Source organism: Streptomyces sp. NBC_01003 (assembly GCF_045162695.1).
GTDB lineage: Bacteria > Actinomycetota > Actinomycetes > Streptomycetales > Streptomycetaceae > Streptomyces.
On record NZ_CP108707.1, the window covers coordinates 1,690,726 to 1,710,816 of the forward strand.

At 69.3% G+C, this 20,091-nt stretch carries 14 protein-coding genes and 1 pseudogene; 4 read left to right on the forward strand and 11 right to left on the reverse strand.

Features of this window, described 5'->3' with window-relative positions; all coding sequences use genetic code 11:
• Positions 1–75: 75 nt before the first annotated feature.
• A pseudogene (locus tag OG698_RS07860) lies at positions 76–353 on the forward strand (lipase family protein); the annotation flags it as partial.
• A 108-nt stretch (positions 354–461) separates the two neighbouring features.
• Here OG698_RS07860 and OG698_RS07865 read toward each other — a convergent pair.
• From OG698_RS07865 to OG698_RS07895, 7 genes are all read right to left on the reverse strand, one after another.
• A complete protein-coding gene (locus OG698_RS07865; protein ID WP_406102255.1) occupies positions 462–1,736 on the reverse strand; it encodes an SGNH/GDSL hydrolase family protein in 1,275 nt (424 codons plus the stop codon).
• Positions 1,737–1,925: 189 nt separating this feature from the next.
• Positions 1,926–4,286: a glycosyl hydrolase family 95 catalytic domain-containing protein gene (locus OG698_RS07870; RefSeq protein WP_406102256.1), complete on the reverse strand. Its 2,361-nt coding sequence runs from the start codon at positions 4,284–4,286 to the stop codon at positions 1,926–1,928.
• A 27-nt stretch (positions 4,287–4,313) separates the two neighbouring features.
• Positions 4,314–5,654 (reverse strand): glycoside hydrolase family 27 protein, encoded by a 1,341-nt coding sequence (locus OG698_RS07875; protein WP_406102257.1) that lies wholly within the window; start codon positions 5,652–5,654, stop codon positions 4,314–4,316.
• A 33-nt stretch (positions 5,655–5,687) separates the two neighbouring features.
• Entirely contained in the window at positions 5,688–6,527 is an 840-nt protein-coding gene (locus OG698_RS07880) for a carbohydrate ABC transporter permease (RefSeq protein WP_399974383.1), read from the reverse strand.
• Positions 6,528–6,546: 19 nt separating this feature from the next.
• A complete protein-coding gene (locus OG698_RS07885) occupies positions 6,547–7,524 on the reverse strand; it encodes a sugar ABC transporter permease (RefSeq protein WP_329567071.1) in 978 nt (325 codons plus the stop codon).
• Between the two features lie 5 nt (positions 7,525–7,529).
• Positions 7,530–8,798 (reverse strand): ABC transporter substrate-binding protein, encoded by a 1,269-nt coding sequence (locus OG698_RS07890; protein WP_406102259.1) that lies wholly within the window; start codon positions 8,796–8,798, stop codon positions 7,530–7,532.
• 55 nt (positions 8,799–8,853) lie between these two features.
• The gene (locus tag OG698_RS07895) at positions 8,854–10,008 is read right to left on the reverse strand and encodes an ROK family protein (protein WP_406102261.1); all 1,155 of its coding nucleotides are present in this window, start codon (positions 10,006–10,008) and stop codon (positions 8,854–8,856) included.
• A gap of 73 nt (positions 10,009–10,081) precedes the next feature.
• Between OG698_RS07895 and OG698_RS07900 the strand changes: the two genes are divergently transcribed.
• Positions 10,082–12,145, forward strand: coding sequence for an alpha-galactosidase (locus OG698_RS07900; RefSeq protein ID WP_406102262.1), 2,064 nt, complete (start codon positions 10,082–10,084; stop codon positions 12,143–12,145).
• 137 nt (positions 12,146–12,282) lie between these two features.
• Here the strand turns inward: OG698_RS07900 and OG698_RS07905 are convergent, their stop codons facing one another.
• Together OG698_RS07905 and OG698_RS07910 are read right to left on the reverse strand one after the other, a co-directional pair.
• Positions 12,283–14,076 carry a glycosyl hydrolase family 28-related protein gene (locus OG698_RS07905; RefSeq protein WP_406102263.1) on the reverse strand — a complete coding sequence of 598 codons (1,794 nt, stop codon included), beginning with the start codon at positions 14,074–14,076 and terminating at the stop codon, positions 12,283–12,285.
• A 222-nt stretch (positions 14,077–14,298) separates the two neighbouring features.
• A complete protein-coding gene (locus OG698_RS07910; RefSeq protein WP_406102264.1) occupies positions 14,299–15,201 on the reverse strand; it encodes a LacI family DNA-binding transcriptional regulator in 903 nt (300 codons plus the stop codon).
• A 25-nt stretch (positions 15,202–15,226) separates the two neighbouring features.
• Between OG698_RS07910 and OG698_RS07915 the strand changes: the two genes are divergently transcribed.
• Together OG698_RS07915 and OG698_RS07920 are read left to right on the forward strand one after the other, a co-directional pair.
• Positions 15,227–16,312: a hypothetical protein gene (locus OG698_RS07915; protein ID WP_406102265.1), complete on the forward strand. Its 1,086-nt coding sequence runs from the start codon at positions 15,227–15,229 to the stop codon at positions 16,310–16,312.
• A 139-nt stretch (positions 16,313–16,451) separates the two neighbouring features.
• Positions 16,452–17,615: a winged helix DNA-binding domain-containing protein gene (locus tag OG698_RS07920; protein WP_406102266.1), complete on the forward strand. Its 1,164-nt coding sequence runs from the start codon at positions 16,452–16,454 to the stop codon at positions 17,613–17,615.
• Positions 17,616–17,936: 321 nt separating this feature from the next.
• Here the strand turns inward: OG698_RS07920 and OG698_RS07925 are convergent, their stop codons facing one another.
• Positions 17,937–19,007: an LLM class flavin-dependent oxidoreductase gene (locus OG698_RS07925; RefSeq protein WP_406102267.1), complete on the reverse strand. Its 1,071-nt coding sequence runs from the start codon at positions 19,005–19,007 to the stop codon at positions 17,937–17,939.
• Between the two features lie 198 nt (positions 19,008–19,205).
• On the reverse strand, positions 19,206–20,030 hold the full coding sequence (locus tag OG698_RS07930; protein WP_406102268.1) for a TauD/TfdA dioxygenase family protein: 825 nt from the start codon (positions 20,028–20,030) through the stop codon (positions 19,206–19,208).
• Between the last annotated feature and the right edge of the window lie 61 nt (positions 20,031–20,091).

Below are 20,091 nucleotides of genomic sequence, written 5' to 3' on the forward strand. Positions count from 1 at the left end.
GTCACACGATCCACTCGGCGCGGGCGACGGACTCGGGGACGGCGATTCCAGGGGGCGTTCGAGAAGGTCCCGCACATCGGCATGCACAAGCCCGCGGGGCCCGTGCGTCTGACCACCGGTGACCAGGACGACATCGTTCCCCACACGCAGGCCCGACAACTGGCCGTGGACCGGTGCCACAAAGGCGGCACAACGTCACCTACAAGGCCAGCAAGCTGCCGAACCCCGGCGACGAGATACTCACCGACCACGTCGTGCCTCTCATCACGGACCTGGGCGACGCGCTCTCCTTGCATACCGAACACCTCTCCGGCAAGCCGGTCACCTCCAACTGCGGGACGATGCCGGGCCAACTCTGCCCCCAACCAAGTAGGTCCACCGGGGGGCGCAACAGCCCCCCGGTGGAGTGGGCACTTCGCCCACCGGCGTCATATACGCCCCCAAGGGCGGCCGGTCCCGCGTCAGTACCGCAGCAGACCGAGGTCGACCGCATCGGCCATGGCCTTCATGCCCGCGTCGTCGGGGTGTATGTGATCGCCCGAGTCGTAGGCGGGGTTGAGGGCCGAGGGGTCCGCGGGGTCGCGCATGACCCGGTCGAAGTCGATGACGCCGTCGAAGGCGCCGCCGGTGCGGATCCAGTCGTTGACGCTGCGGCGGAGCTCCTCGGCGGCGGGCGTGTAGTAGCCGTTGCCCTTGACCGGCATCAGGGTCGCGCCGATGACACGGACACCGGCGGCATGCGCCTCGTCGATGAGGGTGCGCCAGCCGTCGATCAGGTCCTGCGCGGTCAGCGGTCCACCGTCGGGTCCGGCGTTGTTGCCGATGTCGTTGATGCCTTCGAAGAGAATCACGTCTTTGACGCCGGGCTGACCGAGCGCGTCGTGGCGGAACCGCTTCAGGGCGCTGACGCCCTGCCAGAGGTTGGGGACATCGGTGAGCACGCGGTTGCCGCCGATACCGGCGTCGACGACGCTCAGCCGCTGCGGGCCCGGCTCGGCCTCGAGGCGGCGGCCCAGCACGTCGGGCCACCGGGTGTAGGTACCGGTCGAGGAGTGGTAGCCGTCGGTGATGGAGTCGCCGAACGCGACGACGGTGCCCTTCGCCGTCGGAGACAGGACGTCGAGACCCGCCAGGTAGTACCAGGAGGTCGTGGTGGTGACGAACCCGGCCGCGCTGTCGTCCCCTGTGTGGTCGCCCGAGGCCGTGTACGTCGTGTCGAAGGCGTCCGAGTGCCAGGTCGACATGCCGGTCGCGCCGGGCACGTAGAGGCTGACGAGCAGGTTCTCCCCCGCCTCCACCGAGATCGGGACGACGTCACTGACGGCCTCGTCCCCGGCCGGGAGCGTGACGCGGTCAGAGCCGGCGAAGGTGATGCGCCGGGCTGTACCCGGCCTTGCCTCGCCGCCGTGCGCCTGGACGGCGACGTTCGCGGCCGCCACCTCCAGCGGCCCGGGGCTGTAGCGGTTCGAGAGAGTGATGCGGGCGCGCGATCCCGCCACGCTGCTGTGCACCACCATGCGAATGGTCTGGTTCTCGAAGGACGGGCCGCCGGTCGTCATGCTCGGCGACCAGGCGCTCACCCGGGTGCCCGGGGCGTGCGCCGACGGCGTGGCGGCTCCCGCGGTGCCCACCGGCACGGCCGCCAGGGCGAGCGCGAGCAGCGCTCCGAACAGGGGCCACAAAGGTCTGCGGCGGGCGCGGCTGCGCACCGCTCGGTGCGGCTGATCGAGGGTCATCGGCGTTTTCTCCGCTCTTCTCGACGTTCTTCCAGACGTTCAGGTCGACGTTCTTCTCGACGTTCAGGTAGACGTTCTTCTCGACGTTCAGGTCGTCGTTCAGGGACGTGCGTCCTCGGGAAGGCGCGGTGCAGGGCAGGGCGTCCGCGAGGCCGGGCGCCCTGCCGTGCACCGGTCGTACCGTCCGGTTCAGCCCTGGAGGTCCGTGAGCCTCATCGACTGACCGGGCCGCAGGGTGACAGTCGTGCTGCGGCCACCCGCGGTGACGGTGGTGCTGCGCCCCCCGACGCTGCGCAGCGTCGCCCGGCTTACGCGGCCGCGCTCCCAGGTCATGTCCACGGTGAAGCCGCCGCGGGCTCCCACGCCCTCGATCGAGCCGGATTCGGCCCAGGCGTCCGGGAGCGCCGGCAGCAGTTCGATGTGGCCGGGGCGGGAGTGGACGAGCATTTCCAGCATCGCGGTGGGTGTGCCGAGGTTGGCGTCGATCTGGAAGATCGCCCGGGTGTCGGAGACCCGGTACATGTCGAAGAAGTTCATGGCCGTGCCGGTGTCACCGCCCGCCCAGGGCTTCAGGTTCGTCAACAGCAGCCGATAGGCCTTGTCGGCGTCCTTGAGCCGCGCCCAGCACGCTGCCCGCCACGCGCAGGCCCAGCCGTAGCTCTCCATGCCGCGGGAGGTCAGCAACTCCGTTGCTCCCTTGAGGAGTTCAGGATTGCCGGCGTCCGGGCGGATGCGGTCGCCGGGGAACAGGTTGATGAGCGGCGACAGATGGCGATGGGTGGTCTCGCCGAGGTCGTCCTCGCTCATCCACTCCTCGAGCCGGCCGGACTTCGGGCTGACCTTCGGGAGATAGAGGCGGTCACGCAACTTCCCTACGGCGGCGGCGTGTTCGGCGTCACGGCCGAGAGTGCGGCACGCCTGCTCGTAGTGGCCGAAGAGGGACCAAAGGAGTTCTTGGGTGTACGTGATGCCGCGGGCGTCCTGCGGGCCCTGTTCGGGCGACCAGTCGTGGTCGTCGACGAGCACCTCACGTCCGTCGACGGTCGTGGTGATCAGGCGTGCTTCCCAGAACTCGCAGGCGCCCTTGAGGAGCGGCATGATCCGCGCCAGATACCGCACGTCCTGCGTGTACTCGTAGTGCTCGTAGAGGGATTCGCACAGCCAGGCGTTGCCCGCCGGGTGCCACCACCAGCCCAGGCCGCCGTAGGGGTTCGTGGAGAAAGCGACCGTCCAGCCCGCAACCTTGCCGGAGGTGTTGCGGTAGCGGTTGCGGGAGTCGTTGAACTGCTTCTGCGTCACCTCGCTCCACGCGGGGAGCTGGGCCAGGCAGTAGTCGGCGAAGGCGGGGAAAGTGTCGCCGAGGCCGGCCCGGTCGGCCAGCCAGTAGTTCATCTGGAGGTTGATGTCGGTGTGGTAATCGCCCATCCAGTCCGGGGTGTTGCCCTCCAGCCACAGCCCCTGGAGTCCCATGGGCAGACCGTCGCGCGAGCCGCAGATGGTCAGGTAGCGGCCGAACTGGAGGTAACTCGCCTCCAGTTCCGGGTCGGGCGCCGATCCATCGGCCGCGCGGGCTTTCAGGCGCGTCCAGGTGTCCATCCGGCGCTGCCCGCCGCTGGAGCGGCCGAGGTCGAGGGTGAGGCGGTCGTAGCGGGCGCGGTAGTCGGCGACGTGCGTGTCGCGCAGCCGTACGGCCGAAGTCCGGGCCGCCGCGAGGGCCTTGTCCCGAGCGAGGGCGAGCGGGTCCGCGTCCGGGTCCCGGTAGCCGGTGGCGTGGTTCGGCGCGTAGTCCGTGCCGCCACTGATCACGAGGGTGACCTCGGAGCAGTCGGTGAACGTGACGCGGGTTCCGGTGGCGGCGATCGCCCCGTCCCCGGCGGCGGTGACGGCGGCCGCGTAGCGCAGCTTGTTGCCCAACGCGGCGGAGAAGGAGGCAAGGTTCCGGTCCTTGTCGACCCCGGTCGTCTCGCCGTGGGTGCCGGAGAGGATGACGGCGCCGGTGAGGGAGCCGCCGCCGCTCTGGCTCAGCCGGACGACGATGGTGTCGTCGGGCGCGCTGGCGAACATCTCCCGGGTGTAGCGGACCTCGTCCTTGGTGTACGTCGTGGTGACGAGGCCGTTGCTGAGGTCGAGGGTGCGGCGGTAGTCGGTGACGGCGGAGCGCTCGTGCCCCGGCAGATACAGCATGACGCGGGCGAGCAGTGTGAAGCTGCCGAAGTCATCGCGCCCGTAGGGGAATTGACCGTCGGAGTCGAGGGTGGTGTTGGCGCCGCCGGTCCACAGGGTGGCGTCGGTGACGTGCAGGAGTTCCCGGGCCGGGTCGGCGCCGACGAGGGCACCGAGGCGGCCGTTGCCCAGCGGCAGGCCCTGCTCGATGAGGAGGTCCTCGTCGGCGGGCTCGGGGTACCACAGGGTCGTCGCCTCACCGGCCGGTACCAGCGGGGACGTGGTGGGGCGGCGGGGCGCGGCGTGCGCGGTGAAGGCGGGCAGGGCGCTCAGCGCGAGGGCTCCGCCGAGGCCGAGGACCAGGCGTCTGGAGGGTCCGTTGCTCATGTGCGGCTCCTTGGACGTGACGGGCGGTCAGGAGAGCTTGATCAGGCGGGAGCCGTGGGCCGGGACGGCGGTGGCGGTCCAGGAGCCCTTGGCGGTACCGAGGTCCTTGCGGGCGACGACGTCGCGCAGGTGCTGGGGGCGCTTGACGCCCAGGTCCTTGAGGTCGACCGTGATGTCGGTGGCCTCGGAGCCGAGGTTGTAGACCGCGAGGTAGGTGGCGCCGCCCACCTTCTTCGTCCACACCTGCGTGTCCCCGGAGCGGATCTGCTTCGGCAGGACGGCAGCCTGGTCGACTGCGATGACCTCGGGGTTGGTGAGGATGGCCTTGGCCTTGTCGTCGAGGAAGTAGATGTCGCCGCCGACGTACAGCGGGGACGAGGCCATCGACCAGAACGTCATGACGGTCTGCCGCTCGGTGTCGTTGACCCCGTCCTGCAGGCCGCTGCCGGAGTTGTTGTTGATCGGCATCGAGTCGAGGTCGCCGAGATAGCCGGGGGCGGACAGCTTGGGCAGCCACTTGGGCAGGTCGGCGAAGCGGTCGTCGACGGAGCTGGTCCACGTGCTGGTGGTCTCGCAGTAGCACTCGATGTCGGTGTCGACACGGACGCCGTTGGCGTAGGGCCGCAGGCCGTCGCCGGCCTCGAGGTCGACGGGCCAGGCGCTGGCGGACAGCCACATGCTGCGGCCGCTGTGGTCGATGGCGGTGGACCATGCCTTGATGTCGGCGACGTTGTCCTTCGTCACGCCGTCGATCTTGATGAAGTCGATGCCCCAGGAGGCGTACCGCGCGACGATCGAGTCGATGTACTCCTGGGCACAGGGGTTGCTGTAGTCGATCTTCCAGCTGCCGCCCCACTTGTTGGTCGGGGTCAGCGGCTTCACCGTGATGTCCTGTGCATGACAGTCAGCGCCGAGGATCGGCGCGTTCTTGTCGTAGACCTCCTTCTCCAGTCCGGCGGCGCCGTACAGGCCGAGCTTGAGATCCTTGCCGTGGACGTAGTCGGAGAGCGACTGCATACCGCTGGGGAAGCGGTCCTTGTCGGCGTTCGGGATGCCGTTGGCGTCGGTGTGGAAGTTCCAGTCGTAGTCGAAGTTCCAGCCGGCGTCGATGTTCAGATTCTTGTAGCCGGCCGAGGACAGCTTGCTGCTGAGCGCGTCGGCGGCGTTCTTGATGTTGCCCTCGTTCAGCCAGTGCGTGCCGTAGCCGGCACGCGAGGAGGACTCGACGCTCCAGCTGCTCCAGCCCATGAACGGCTTGACGTACGGGGTCTTGGCCTCGGCGGTGCCGGTGGACAGGGCGAGGGTGAGGGGCAGTGCGCAGGCGGCGGTGAGCGCCGCCCGCCGGGTCGTTCTGGTCGTACGGGTCACTGGAAGTACCTCCGGTACGGGGGAGAGGGAGTTTCAGGACTTGAGACCGGACATCGCTATGCCCTGGACGATGTGGCGCTGGGCGACCAGGAACATGATCACGAGCGGGAGGATCGCCACGACCGTCCCGGCGAACAGCTCGGGCAGGTTGACGGTCTGGGAGGTGAGGAAGCTGGAGAGGGCGATCTGCACGGTCCAGCTCTCGGGATCCTGGCCGATCATCAGGGGCCACAGGAAGGAGTTCCACGCCTCGATGAAGGACAGTGCGCCGAGGGAGGCGATCATCGTGACCGAGTTGGGCAGGATGATGCGCCCGTAGACACCGAGGTAGCTGAGGCCGTCGAGGCGGCCCGCCTCCTCGATCTCGGCGGGGAAGGACAGGTAGAAGCTGCGGAAGAGCACGACGGCGAACGCGTTGAACAGGCCGGGTGCGATCAGACCCCACATCGTGTTCACGCCGCCCATCGAACCGACCACGACGAACGTCGGCAGGAAGGTCACGGCCTGGGGGATCATCAGCGTGCCGACGATGAGCGAGAGGACCACCCCGCGACCGGGCACGTTGATCCGGGCAAGGGCGTACCCGGCCATCGAGGCGAGCAGCGTGGACACCGGGGCCGAGATCACCGCGATCAGCAGTGAGTTGGCCAGGGACCGGCCGAAGGGACGCTCCGGGTTGTTGAACAGGGCGCTGAAGTTGTCCCAGCTCAGCGCGGACGGCAGCCAGTGCCAGTCGGTGGCGGTGACCTCCGGCGTCGTCATGAAGGCGTTGCGCAGAAGCACGTAGAACGGGATCAGGAAGACCACGGCCAGCAGGCACAGCACCAGGTACGTGGCGGCGGAGCCGAGCACGCTCCCTCGGTAACGGTTCATGGGTTCAGTCCTTGTCCGATCAGTCCTTGTCGCGGGAGAACCCGAGGATCCGGCCCTGGAGGAGCGTGACCAGCACGATCAGGAGGGTGAGCAGGAAGGCTCCGGCGGAGCCGACGCCGTAGTCCTGGTCCTGGAGGGCGACGCCGTAGAGGTGCATGAGGGGGGTGCGCACAGGTTCGCTGCCGAGCGAGGCGCCGGTGGAGAAGATCGCGTAGAACTCGTCGAAGGCCTGGAGCGCGGCGATGAGCATCAGCAGCAGGATCGCGACCGACGTGTTGCGCAGCATGGGGAAGGTGATGCTGCGGAAGGTGCGCCAGGCACCGGCGCCGTCGAGGGCCGCGGCTTCGTACAGGTGCTGCGGAATGGACTGGAGCCCCGCGATGAACAGGATCATGTAGAGGCCGACTTGGAGCCACAGGCGCAGCGTGACGAGCACGATCCAGTACAGGGGCGGGCTCTGCGTCTGGATCCATGGCGTGGGGTCGGCGCCGAACAGCGCGCCGAGCGTGTTCGCGAGGCCGGACGGCACGCCGCTGAACAGGGCCATCTTCCAGATCATCGCGGCGGCCACGTAGCTGACCGCCGCGGGCAGCAGGAACGCCGTACGGAAGAAGGCCCGGCCGCGCCGTACCCGGTTGACGAGGACGGCGAGGCCCAGGGACGCGGCGAAGGTGATCGGCACGATCATCGCCGTGAACAGCACGATCATCGTGAGCGAGTCGCGGAACCGCTCGTCGCTCAGGAGCTGTTGGTAGTTGTCGAGACCGACCCAGGTACCGAGAGAGATGGTGCGGCGGGCCTCACTGAAGCTGAGCAGGAAGCTCCAGCCGATGGCCACGTAGCGGAAGACGCCGAGGCCGATCAGCATCGGGGCGGTGAGGACGACGAAGGCCAGGGCCTTCGAGCGCCGCTCTGTCAGCCGCCGGCGGCGCGGCGCCGTGGCGGGCGCCGGGCGGGCGGCACTCCCCTGCAAGGGCGTGGTGCCGGTGGCGGTCATGACGGTCAGCCCATCTGCTTGTCGAGGTCGGACTGCGCCTTGGACTGGGCCTTCTTCAGGGTCTTCTCCGGCGCCGATCCCTGGGCGATGTCGGCGGCCGCGGCGATGAACTCGGCCTGCATCGCCTGCGTCCACTCGGCCGGGAAGGAGATGCCGTACTTGGTCCCGATGGTGACGGTGTCCTTCGCGGCGCCCTTGCTCAGCTCCGGCGTCCTGGCGGCGACCGCGGTCTGCGGCGGCACGTGGAAGCCGTACTTGACGGCCCAGTCGATCTGGATGTCGGACTGCTTGATCCACAGCCACTGGAGGTACTTCTTGGCCTCCGCGACGTGCTTGCTCTTGGCGTTGACCGCCTGCGTCCAGCCGCCGAGCCGGGCGACGGGCTTCCCGGAGGAGTCGTACGCGGGCCAGGGCGCGACCCCGAAGTCGTCGCCGAGCGCCTTCTGGATGGTGGGCAGCGCCCACAGGCCGCACCACTGCATGGCGGTGGCGCCCTGGGTGAACGCGCCCGCGTCGTACCAGTCGGTGGTGAAGCCGAGCAGCACCGACTTGTCGGAGTGCAGATCGTGCAGGCCGCCGATGGACTTGGCGGCGTCGGCGTAGACGACCTTGTCGCCGTCGATGAGGTCCTTGCCCTGGGACCAGGCGAGGAGGTAGGGACTGTCGCCGATGCCGTCGTTGCCTATGAACAGGCCCTTGACGTTGCCGGATGTCAACTTCTTGGCGGCGTCCGCGAGTTCGGCGAAGGTGGTGGGCACGGCGACGCCCGCCTTCTTCAGCATCGACTTGCGGTAGAAGAGCATCATGATGTCGTCGATGGTCTTCATGCCGTAGAGCTTGCCGTCGACGGTGAGGTAGTCGAGGTCGGCCTTGTTGAAGCCGTCCTTGGCAGAGCCGTACACGTCGTCGAGGGGTTCGAGTTGTCCCTTGCGGGCCATCTCGGCGCGGAAGTCTCCGAGTTCGAAGACGTCCGGGGCGTCGGCACCGAGCAGGGCGGCGTTCAGCTTGGTCTCGTACTGGGAGGTGTCGGCGCCCCACACGACGTTGATCGCGATGTCCGGGTTGGCCTTGGTGAACTCCTCGGCGTACCGCTTCACCGCGGCCTGGGTGCCCTCCTCTCCGTACTGGTGATACCACTGCGTGAGGGTGACCTTGGCGCCCTTGGCGGACGCGGTCTCCTGCGGGTTGCTGGAGCAGCCGACCGCGGCACCCGCGACGAACAGCAGGGACGTGCCGAGGAATCCCCGGCGGGACAGGGCGGAACTGGCAGTCATGACAGGGTCCTTCCGGGGAACGGATACGTGCGAGAGATCAGACGCCCGCGTGGGTTCACGCGGCGAACAGAGACTGGATGCTGACGGCGGCGGCCCCGCGCGCCCATTCCTCCCAGGGCAGCGGGCGCACGACGAGCGGGCAGCGGGCCGCGGTCCCGAAGGCCTGGGTGGTGAAGGCGGCGCGGATCTGCTCTTCGAAGAGGTCGTACGCGGCCAGGCCCTCACCGGAGACGACGACCCGCTCGGGTCCGACGAGGTTGACCATGGCGGCGAGGCCCAGCCCGATGGCCTCGCCCGCCTCGTCGAAGACGGCGCGCACGGCGGCGTCCCCGCCATGGGCGCGCTCGATGGCCCCGGCCATGTCGAGGTCCGGCTCGCCTGTCGCGCGACGTGCCCGGGCGACGATGGCCTCCTCGGAGGCGATGGCCTCGACACAGCCACGGGCGCCGCAGTGGCAGTCGGGCCCGTCGCCGGCGGCCACCGGGATGTGACCGATCTCGCCGGCCACGCCATAGCCCCCTGCCACCAAGCGGCCGTTGATCACGAGCGCGCAGCCGATGCCGACTCCGACGGTGGCGAGGGCGAAGGAGTCCGCGCCCACCCCCTCGCCGAACCACTGCTCTGCGACGGTGAGGGCCTTCACGTCGTTCTCGACGGTGACCGCCAACCCCGTTGCCGTGCGGACCAGGTCGGCCAGCGGCACGTCGTGCCAGCCGAGAAACGGCGAGTAGCGCACGAGGCCGCCCGTCCGGTCCACGTCACCCGAGACGGACACCCCGATGTGGTGGGTCCGCTCGGCGTGCGCGGGAGTCAGCTCCGCGACGAGCGCGGCGATGCCACGGACGACCTGCTCGACCGACCGGTCCGTCACCGGGATCCGGTGCGCGGCACGCACCTGCGCCCTCAAGTCGGTCACCACACCGATGAGCTCGTCGGCCGTGACCTTGACGCCCACGAAGAACTCCCGGTCGGCGCGGACGGCGAGGGGGTGCGCGGGACGCCCCGCACCTTCGACGGTCCTCGGCCCCTGCGGCAGCTCCTCCAGGTATCCGGCTTCGATCATCGGCTTGACCGCCTTGGTGACGGCGGCGGAGGACAGACCGGTCATTCGGGCGATCTCGGGGCGGACGACCGGACCACGGGTGAGCACTGTCGTGAACACCGTGTTGGCCGCCGGAGACGCGAGCAGCTTCGCTCGGTTCAGCAACATGGGGGAAACGTAGAGGCAATAATTTCCTTCGTCAATATTTAAATTCAGGGAGTTCGGATCTAGGCTCCCGCTCATGTCACAGGTGTACTTCGACGAACCCAGTCGCACGTTCCTGCTCACGACCCCCGCCTCCTCGTACGCGCTGCGCATCGGCGCGGACGACAGCCCACGGCATGTGCACTGGGGCGCGCCCCTCACACTCGACCAGGTCGCCGCGCTGCCCACGCACGACGGACTGACCAGCAGCTTCGCCTCAACAGGCGGTGAAGAGCTCGCCGTTGAGGGCGGTGCCCGGTTCGGGGTGCCGTCACTGCTGGTGCGGTACTCGGACGGCACACGCGGCGTCGAGTGGGCCTACGAGGGTCACGAGACCGACGGCGGCCGGCTCCACGTGCGGCTGCGTGACCGCCACTACCCACTCGGCTGCACGCTGCACTACGCGGTGCACCCCGACAGCGACATCGTCGAACGCTCGCTGACCTTGCGCCACTTGGGCACGGACGAGGCGGCCGACGAGCCCGTCGAGATCCTGCGCTGCGACGCCGCGAGCTGGTCCGTGCCGGCGGCGTCGGGCGTGCGGCTGAGCCACACGGTCGGCGAGTGGTCGGGCGAGACACAGCTGCGACGCACCGAAGCCCCATATGCCGAGACCGTGTTCACGAGCCGGCGCGGCGTCTCGGGGCACTACGGGAATCCCTGGCTGATGGTCGACGCGGGTGACGCGGACGAGGGCCACGGCGAGGTGTGGAGCATGGTCCTCGCCTGGTCGGGGAGTTGGCGGATCACCGCGCAGCGCGACCACTCGGGCGGCCCGTTCACGGTGACCGGTGGTGCCGGGCACGACGGCCTGGCCTGGCGGCTGCAGCCCGGCGAGAGCCATGAAACCCCGGTGTTCGCCGGGCAGTTCAACCGCGGCGGCTTCGGCGCGACGAGCCGCGGCTGGCACCGGTATGTCGCCGGGCACGTACTGCCGCGCCCCGACGAGCCGCGGCCCGTGGTCTACAACAGCTGGGAGGCGACCGGCTGGGACGTCACGCTGGAGGGGCAGCGGGCCCTGGCGGCGCGGGCCGCCGAGCTGGGCGTCGAGCTGTTCGTGGTGGACGACGGCTGGTTCGGGCAGCGCACCAGCGACCGGTCCGGGCTCGGCGACTGGCACCCGAATCCGGAACGGTTCCCGCACGGGCTCGGCCCGCTGGTCGAGGAGATCCGAGGGCTCGGCATGCGCTTCGGACTGTGGGTGGAGCCGGAGATGACCAACCCGGACAGCGACCTGTACCGCGAGCACCCCGAGTGGGTGCTGCACATGCCGCACCGCCGCAGCACCGAGCTGCGCCACCAGCTCGTCCTCAACTTCGCGCGCACCGATGTCACGGAGTGGGCCTTCAAATGGCTCGACCGACTGGTCTCCACGTACACGATCGACTTCCTGAAGTGGGACATGAACCGGGCGCTCACGGAGGCGGGTTGGCCGGGCCACCCCGACGCCGAACGGCTGTGGACCGACCACACGCGGGGCGTCTACTCGGTGCTCGACCGGCTGCGCAGCGCCCACCCCGGCCTGCGGATCGAGGGCTGCGCGGGCGGCGGCGGCCGCGCGGACCTCGGAATGCTGGCCCGCACGGACCAGACGTGGATCTCCGACAACACGGACGCCGACGACCGCATAGCCATCCAGCACGGCTACAGCCAGGTCTACCCGGCCCGCACCATGTCCGCCTGGGTCACCGACAGCCCCAACCCGCACACTCGCCGCACCACGCCGCTCCCCTACCGCTTCCACGTCGCGATGGCCGGCGCGCTCGGCATCGGCGGCGACCTCTCGCGCTGGACCGGGGCCGAACTCGCCGAGGCACGCGACCTGGTGGCGCTGTACAAGGAGATCCGCCCGGTGGTGCAGTTCGGCGAGCAGCACCGGCTCGACGAGGCCGTCCAGTACCGGGCCGGCGATCGGGTCGTGGTCATCGCCTGGGGCCGGGACCGCGATCTGCGGCTGACCGGCCTCTCCCCTGCCTCGGTCTACGTGGACGAGTCCACCGGCGCCGAGCACGCCGGGACGACCCTGCTCTCGCAGGGCCTGACTCTGCGGTTGCCCCGGACGGACCGGCCGAGCACCGTGATACGGCTGACCCGGCGATGATCTGACGCGGGTCGGTGCCGGGACCTTGGTCGGCGCGTCACCCGGGTCCGCGTAGACCGAGGCGGGGCCCCCGGAGCGAGGCTGGTGCTCGCGACCGCCTCGCCCCGACCGACCATCGACCAACTCGACAACCAGGATCAGCCGTGGGCCTGCCACTCGCTGTTGAGGCCTTCGTCGTAGTGGTTGTGTGCGATCCGGATGCCCGAACTGCCATGGAAGACGAACAGCGGGGAGGTGTAAGGCGGTTGGTCTGCCGCGTCCAGCCGCCGGACGGTGTTTCCGGTGAAGGCGAAACCACCGACGCTCTTGGCATCGACGACGGTGACGTCCCCGATGTCGAACGAGTTGTGCTCGACCGAGATGTTGTGGTGCACCGGGTTCGCAGGGTCGACGACCTGGTTGGTCGGCTCCACGAAGATGACCGGACCACTGGGCCGCGTGAACGAGTTCCCTCGGATCGTCAGGTCGGCGACCGGCCCGGACTCGTACCACTGGTAGGCGTCGGCGGAGACGTAGATGCTGGCCATGGACATCGCGTCGAACCGGTTGCCGGTGATCAGTACGGGCTTGCGGGTGGTGACCAGAATGCCGCGGGTCGGCACGTTGCGGAACACGTTGCCGGAGATGACGACCGACGGGGTGGCCGTGATGTTCTCGACGACCGTGCCGCCGGTCTCGGCCCCGGCGGGCACAGGCCGGTCGAAGGTGACCGTCATCGTGGTCAGCGGCTTGTCGTGGTCCATCCCGCTCGGCCCGTCGACAACGGTGACCTTCGCGTGCGCGTCCGCCAGCGGGGCCATCGTGCGCTTGGTGGTGAACTCGACCTCGTCACCCGGGGCGAACTGCGGGAATCCGGCGGTCTGGGGGTGCTTGTAGGCGAGGGTGAGGGTGTTCGGCCCGGGCTTCCCCACGACTTCGAGGTAGGTGCCGTGGATGTTGATCGGGTCGTCGTGCGGGCCGTCGAACAGACTCCGAGTGATCGAGACCTTCCCCTTGACGCCGGACATCTGGACGAAGTCCGCGAAGGAGGCCGTCGACCGGCCGGACTTCGGATCGGGCGCGAAGTTCACCCTGTCGATGGAGATGTTCTCGCTGAACTGCCCCACCACGCCGAAGGATTGCAGGTAGTAGGCGTTCATCGAGCGCATCGTGACGTTCTTCGACTGCCAGATGAAAGCGCCCGGCTCCGTCCGCTCGATGAGGCGCATCTGGTAGACGAGCCCGGCGTCCGCCGGCCGTGCCTCAGTGGTGTAGTCGATCCGGATCCGGCGGCCTCCGAGGTCGGTGACCGCGGCGACGTCGTTGAACAGCGGGTTGTCCCCGCGCCAGGTCCGTTGCGCCTCGGGGTCGTGGATCTGGGTGTACTGGAGTCCGTCGACGCCCGACCAGTACGGCCGCCCGGTGGCCGGGCTCTTCTCGCCGAGCCAGGTGATGTGCGTGCCGTTCACCTGGTACGGGCTGCCGGCGGGGATCTTCAGTACGCGGTAGGCGTGCCCGTCCGCGACACCGGTGTCGGCGACGGTCGCGTCGATGACCTCGGGGGCCGCGTAGTCGAAGGAGAAGTTCGTGAACGTCACGTCGGTCGAGCGGATCGACGCGAACGCCGTCTGCAGGCCGTGGTAGACGAGCTTGGACCCGCCGCCGTCGATGGTGACGTCGTGCATGTCCTCGACGAGCAGCCCGATCTTCTTGTCCCGGTAACGCTGGTCGGCGCCAACGGTGTTGGACACGTACAGCTCACGCTTCTCGGCCCGCTCGGGGTACAGCTGGTAGGTGCCCTTCGAGAACACGATCCTGACCGGCCGGTCGATGCTCCTGGCGTGCCGCAGCGCCGCTGTGACAGCGGGCGTCGAGTCCGTCCGCCCCGTGGGGTCGGCTCCGTAGTCGTCCACGTCGACCACCACCGGTCTCGCGCTGGGCGCTGCGGCCACAGGACCGGCGGCACCTCCGAACAACGCGAGCGCCAAGCCGAGAAACAGGAACCGAGACTTTGGCATAGCTCCTCCGGAGCATCCACGAGCATGAAACACCCGATGGATTAGGGGAGTTGCGGCCGGTTGTCCGGTCGAATCTCCGAGCAGAGTGTCTATAGAACCGATGTCTAGGTCAATGGTCTGGACGCACGGTCGCAATTCATACCGACGGCCGGCGCCTCACTCCGCCTTCGGCGCCGCCGTGCTCGCGCGGATCACCAGTTCGGGGTCGAAGAGGAGCTCGCCGACGGGGACGTCGCGGTTGCCGACCAGGGCGAGGACGCTGCGGGCCACCTCCGAGGCCAGGCGGTCGGCCGGCTGGCGGACCGTGGTGAGCGGGGGGTCCACGAAGTCCGTGATCATGGCACCGTCGTAGCCGACCACCGACACGTCGCCCGGGACGTCGTACCCCTGACGGCGCGCGCCGCGGATCGCTCCCAGGGCCATGTAGTCGCTGGCGGCCACGACCGCCGTGGCGCCGCGGCCGAGGAGTGAGATCGCGGCGGACTGGCCGCCCTCGACGGTGTAGGACTGCCGGACAACCCACTGCTCCGGGTCCTCGACACCGCGTCTGGCGAGCGAGGCGACGAAGCCGCTGACGCGGCGGTCGGCCGGGCGGTTGCCGACCGGTCCCGATGCCATGCCGATACGGCGGTGACCGAGCCGGAAGAGGTGGTCGACGGCGAGTTCGGCGGCCAGCAGGTCGTCGGTGGAGAAGACCGGCGCCTCACCCACGCCCTCGAACTGACCGTTGACGCCGACGAACGGGATCCTGCGGGAGCGCAGGAGTTCATACACCTCCGGGTCCGCGCCCTCGATCGTGTTGCTCGCCGAGAGGAACACGACGGCGGCGACGCCCCGGTCGGCGAGGGAGGTCATGAAGTCCAACTCCTGTACCCCGCCGGGGAAGCACGGGCACAGGACCGTCTTCAGTCCGTGCGGGGCGAGAGTGGACTCGATCCGTTCGCACACGTCGGCGAAGAACGGGTTCGAGACGAACTCCGCGATGACCGCGATGAGTTGACCCCGCGTCTGCCGCTCGTACCCCAGGTCGGCCTTCGACGCCGAGACGTACCTGAGCATCGACTGCAAGAGCCCGGACAACTTCGTGCGCGAGGTACCGGCCACCTTCGAACTCGTGGAGAAGGCAGCCCAGGCATACCTCTGGACCGGCGACCGGCGATACGTGGACGACCCGGCGCTGTGGGACTTCTACCGGCACGCCACCGAGGAGTTCATCGACCTGCACAACTCGGCCAGGCCCAACGGCGAAGTCAAGGTCGCCGAGGGCACGGGCAACGGCATACTCGCCGGCGCCGCCAGCTACAACGAGCAGGACGGCGACGGCCTCGCCGAGGCCGGGGACGGCATCGCCGCGGAGTACCAGGCGTATCTGGCAATGGCCACGCTCGCCCGCGGCAAGGGCGACACCGCCCTTGCCAGGACGTTCGACCGGCGTGCCGCCGACCTGAAGACCTACTTCAACGACGACTGGAGCGGCACCGGAAGCGGCGCCGACATGGTCCGCGCGTACACCCTGTCCGGCACGCCGGTCACCGGCTGGGGCAAGGAGAACAGCGTGTTCATGCCGATGAAGCAGATCCTCGATCCCGGCCCGCGCAACGACGCCTATCTCGACTACATCCAGGCGCAGGAGCTGGGCCCGGACGGATCGACCAACATCGAGTCGACGACGTACCTGCCCGACATGTTCTTCAAGAACAACCGCAACGACACGGCGTGGACGTGGATGAAGAAGATCTACGGCGAGCGGGAGCTCCAGCACGTCAACTCCAGCCAGGGGCCCAACGGCGACTACCCCGAGGTGTCGTTCACCCTGGTCAGCCAGACCGTTCAGGGCTTGATGGGCGTCACACCGGACGCACCGAACCACACAGTGACCACCCAGTCGCGGCTGCCGTCCGGCATGAAGTGGCTCCGGGCGGCGGACGTGCCCATCGGTGCGGGCAGCATCACCGTGCGGCATGACGGCGCGACGAAGACCACGCTGACGAACAACGCACGCAAGAGCGCCTACCGTTGGGAGGCCCGCTTCCCCGGAGTCCACAAGAACATCACGGTCAACGGCGTCCCGCAGCGGGTGCGCAGCAAGACGGTCGACGGCGTGACGTACACGTACGCGACGCCGACGGTGCGGGCGGGCACCACGGCGGTCGTGCAGGTGACCGACTGAGGCGAACGCTCCGCGGATCCAGCCTGGCGACCCGCTCGACCGGGTCGCTGGTCGGTGGGCCGGCCACCACGTACGGAACTGCCGTAGCGACCGCCCAAAGCGGACAGCTTCTGACCTAGATGAAGGTTAGCGTCAGGTCATGCCGACACCCACCGTGAGCTGGTCCGGGGCGAACGCCCGCCGTATCGAGCGCCAGGGCCTGGCCGCACCGGTCCCCGCCTCCCCCGCCGCCACCCCTTTGCTCGCCGGCGTCATGCTGGGCGCGCACGCCCAGGTGCTGTCGGCCGCCGAGCTCTCCCTCGGGCTGCGCATCGAAGGGGCGACGCGTGCCGATGTGCGTCGTGCGCTGTGGGAGGAGCCGTCACTGGTCAAGACGTACGGCCCGCGCGGCACCGTGCATCTGCTGGCCGCTGCGGACGTGCCGATGTGGTCCGGGGCGCTCTCCGCGATCCCCGGCCGGGTCGGTCAGCAATCCAAGGACATCCGGCTCACAGCGGCACAGACCGACGCGGTCGTAGCGGCCGTCGGTGAGGCTCTGTCCGGCACAGAGTTGACCGCCGACGAGCTGACGGAGGCCGTCGTGGCGCGGACCGGGGCCTGGGCCGGTGACCCCGTCGTTCCCGCCTTCCAGGGCATGTGGCCGCGCTGGCGGCAGGCGATGCACACGGCGGCGCACCGCGGGGTGCTCGCCTTCGGACCGAACCGGGGGCGGAAGGTGACGTACACGAACCCCGGAGCGGTCCCGATGGAGCAGGACGCGGCGCTCGCCGAGCTCGTACGCCGCTACCTGTACGCGTACGGCCCGGCCACCCCGCAGCATTTCGCCAAGTGGCTTGCCGCACCGAGAGGTTGGGCGAGCACACTCTTCGGGGAGCTGGCTCGGGGCGCGGAGATCGAGGAGGTCGACTTCGAGGGAGTCGGGGAGGCGTGGGTGACTGCCGGGGACACCGAGTTCCCGGGGGCGGGAGAAGGGGCTGAAGGAGTACGGCTCCTCCCCTACTTCGACGCCTTCGGCATCGCCTCGCAACCGCGCGAACTGCTCTTCCCGGGAAGGGCCTTCGAGCGCGCTCTGGCGGGCGGCCAGGCCGGAAACCATCCGCTGCTGCTGGTGGACGGGGCAGTGACCGGGGTGTGGCACCAACGCCGTTCGGGGAAGCGCATCGCGGTCACCGTCGAGCCGCTGGAGAAGCTGACGGCCGGGCAGCTGGAGGAACTGGAACGACAGACGACGCGCATCGGCGAAGTGGCTGAAGGGGTTGCGGAGTTGACGGTGGGAAAGGTGACGGTGGGGCCGCACGCTTGAAAACCGTCACCTCCGACACGCGACAGGCTGTGGACGGGGGCGGCATCTCCTCTCCGCCTGGTGCCGCCGCTGTACGAGCACGGGGTGCCGGCCCACGAGATCGTCAACACGACTCCGAACTTCCCGGGCGGGCTGCAGGAGCGGCGGCAAAGACTGAGGAAGGGCGCGTGCCTTTACCGATTGACGGGCGCGTTCGTCGAGCTCCGTGAAGCCCGGAGCCCGGCACACCTTGCTCTTCGTTGACGGTCCACGCTGTTGCCGCCTGGGCGGGGCCGGTCGCCTGGGAGGGCCGTGACCCAGGTGATGACGCATTGCCTGCCTTCATGCTTCCCGCAGCCTGCGCAGCAGTTGGTCACCGATCCGGCGGATCTCCTCCTTGTAGGGGGTGTCGGACAGCACGAAGTGCGTGATGCCGAGCGCGCGGTAGGCGTTGAGCGCCGCAGCCACGTCGTCGGGTGAGCCGACGAGCCACGTGGTCGCCGCTCCCCCACCGCCGAACCTGCCCGGCGCGGTGTACAGGCAGGTGTCGAGGACCTCGCCGCGTTCGGTGAGGTCGAGCAGCCGCCGTTGGCCGACCGCTGTTCTGCGGTTACCCGTCCAGGTGTCGGTCTCGCCCGCGTCGGCCGCCATCTTCGCGACCTTCTCCTCCGCCGCGCGCCACGCCTCCTCCGTGGTGTCGCGCACCACGGTGGTGATCCGCAGGCCGTACTCCAGCGGCACATGGCGGCGCCCCACCCGGCCGCTCAACTCCTTCAGGCGGGCGATGCGTTCGGCGATTCCGTCGAGCGGTTCGCCCCAGAAGAGCTGCACATCGGCTTCGGCCGCCGAGACGCGTTCGGCGGCTTCGGACGCGCCGCCGAAGTACAGGGTCGGATGGGCCCGCCCGGCGGTGGCGTAGGGGTGCGGGCCGACCGTGGAGCCGGTGACCTGGAAGTGCTCGCCGTGGAAGGTGACGTTCTCCTCGGTCCACAGGCGGCGTACGAGGTGCAGGAACTCCTGGGTGCGGGCGTAGCGCGCGGCGGGGTCGACGGTGGTGTCGCCGTAGGCGGCCGGGGTGTCCAGGCCGCTGACGATGTTGACCAGGACGCGGCCGCGGCTGAGCTGGTCGAGAGTGGCGGCCGCACTGGCGAAGTTCGCGGGCTGCCAGTAGCCGGGGCGGACGGCGATCAGGGGCTTGAACGTCGTGGTGCGCGCCGCCAGGGCGGTGGCGACGGTGAAGGTGTCCGGGCGCCCCCATCCGGTGCCGAGCAGGGCGCCGCCCCAGCCGTGGGCTTCCGCCGCGCGGGCGAGTTCGGTCGAGTACTCGATGGACCCCCAGCCGGATGTGGTGTCGTCACCGCGGTGTCCCGTCTGGACGGTGTTGGGGATGTACCAGAGGAATTGCGGGGTCATTCATGCTTCCGATCGTTGTTCGGGCGGTGGCGGGTCGGCAGGGGACCGGCCGGTAGCGGCGTGCGGGAGCAAGTAGCCCTGGGGTGTGGCGAGTTCACGTCCTTCTCGGGCGCTGTGCAGGGCTTGTTTCAGTGCGGCCCCGCGCAGTCGTGACAGCACGAGAGCCACCGCGAGCAGCCCGGCGCAGACCGAGAACATTCAGGAACGCGCCCCCGGCACGAGGCCCGCCTCCGGCTCCACGCCGATGACCTTGCGGTAGACGCGCGCTCCGTCGCCGTAGTCGTCGACGGCGTAGTGCCAGGTGGCGCGGTTGTCCCAGAGGACGAAGTCGCCCGGCTGCCAGCCGAAGCGGATGGTGTAGTTCGGCGAGGAGGCGTGCCGCAGCAGGTGGTCGAGCAGCGCCTTGCTCTCCGCGGGGGTCACGCCGGTGAGGCCGATCGCCGAGGTGCTGATGAACAGGCCCTTGCGGCCGGTGGCCGGATGCGCCAGGACGACCGGGTGCTCGACGGTCGGTCCGCTCGCGGTCCTCTTGCTGCCCTGCGCGTAGTTCTCCGCGTTGCCGTCGTACACCGCGCTCACGGACTCCAGGAGCTCCTTGAACGGCTCCGACAGATCGTCGTACGCCGCCTGCAGGTCCGCCCACAGCGTGTGGCCGCCCAGCTCGGGCACCACCTCGTACGTCAGCGACTCGATGGCGAAGACCGGGTCACGCCACAGGCCGCCGATGTGCCAGGTGCTGGCCTTGCCGGTCTGCCGCACGTTGTACGGGTAGACCAGCGGATTGGCATCGTCCTTCGCGGCGGTCGGGTGGTCGAAGGGTTCGGCGAAGATCCGGACGGCGGCGACGTGCTGATCGGGTGTCAGGTGCTGGCCGCGGAACACCAGCACCTTGTGGTCCCGGAAGGCCTGCCGCAGTGCGTCGGCGGTGGTCTCGTCGACGGGGGTGGTCAGGTCGACGCCGGTGATCTCCGCGCCGAAGCGCGGTCCTGCCCTGAGGATGTCGAGAGTGGCGACGGTGGTCATGGCTTCTTCTCCTCTTTGTACGGTGCGGGTCGTGCCGGGGTGAGACGTGCTGGGCTCCCCT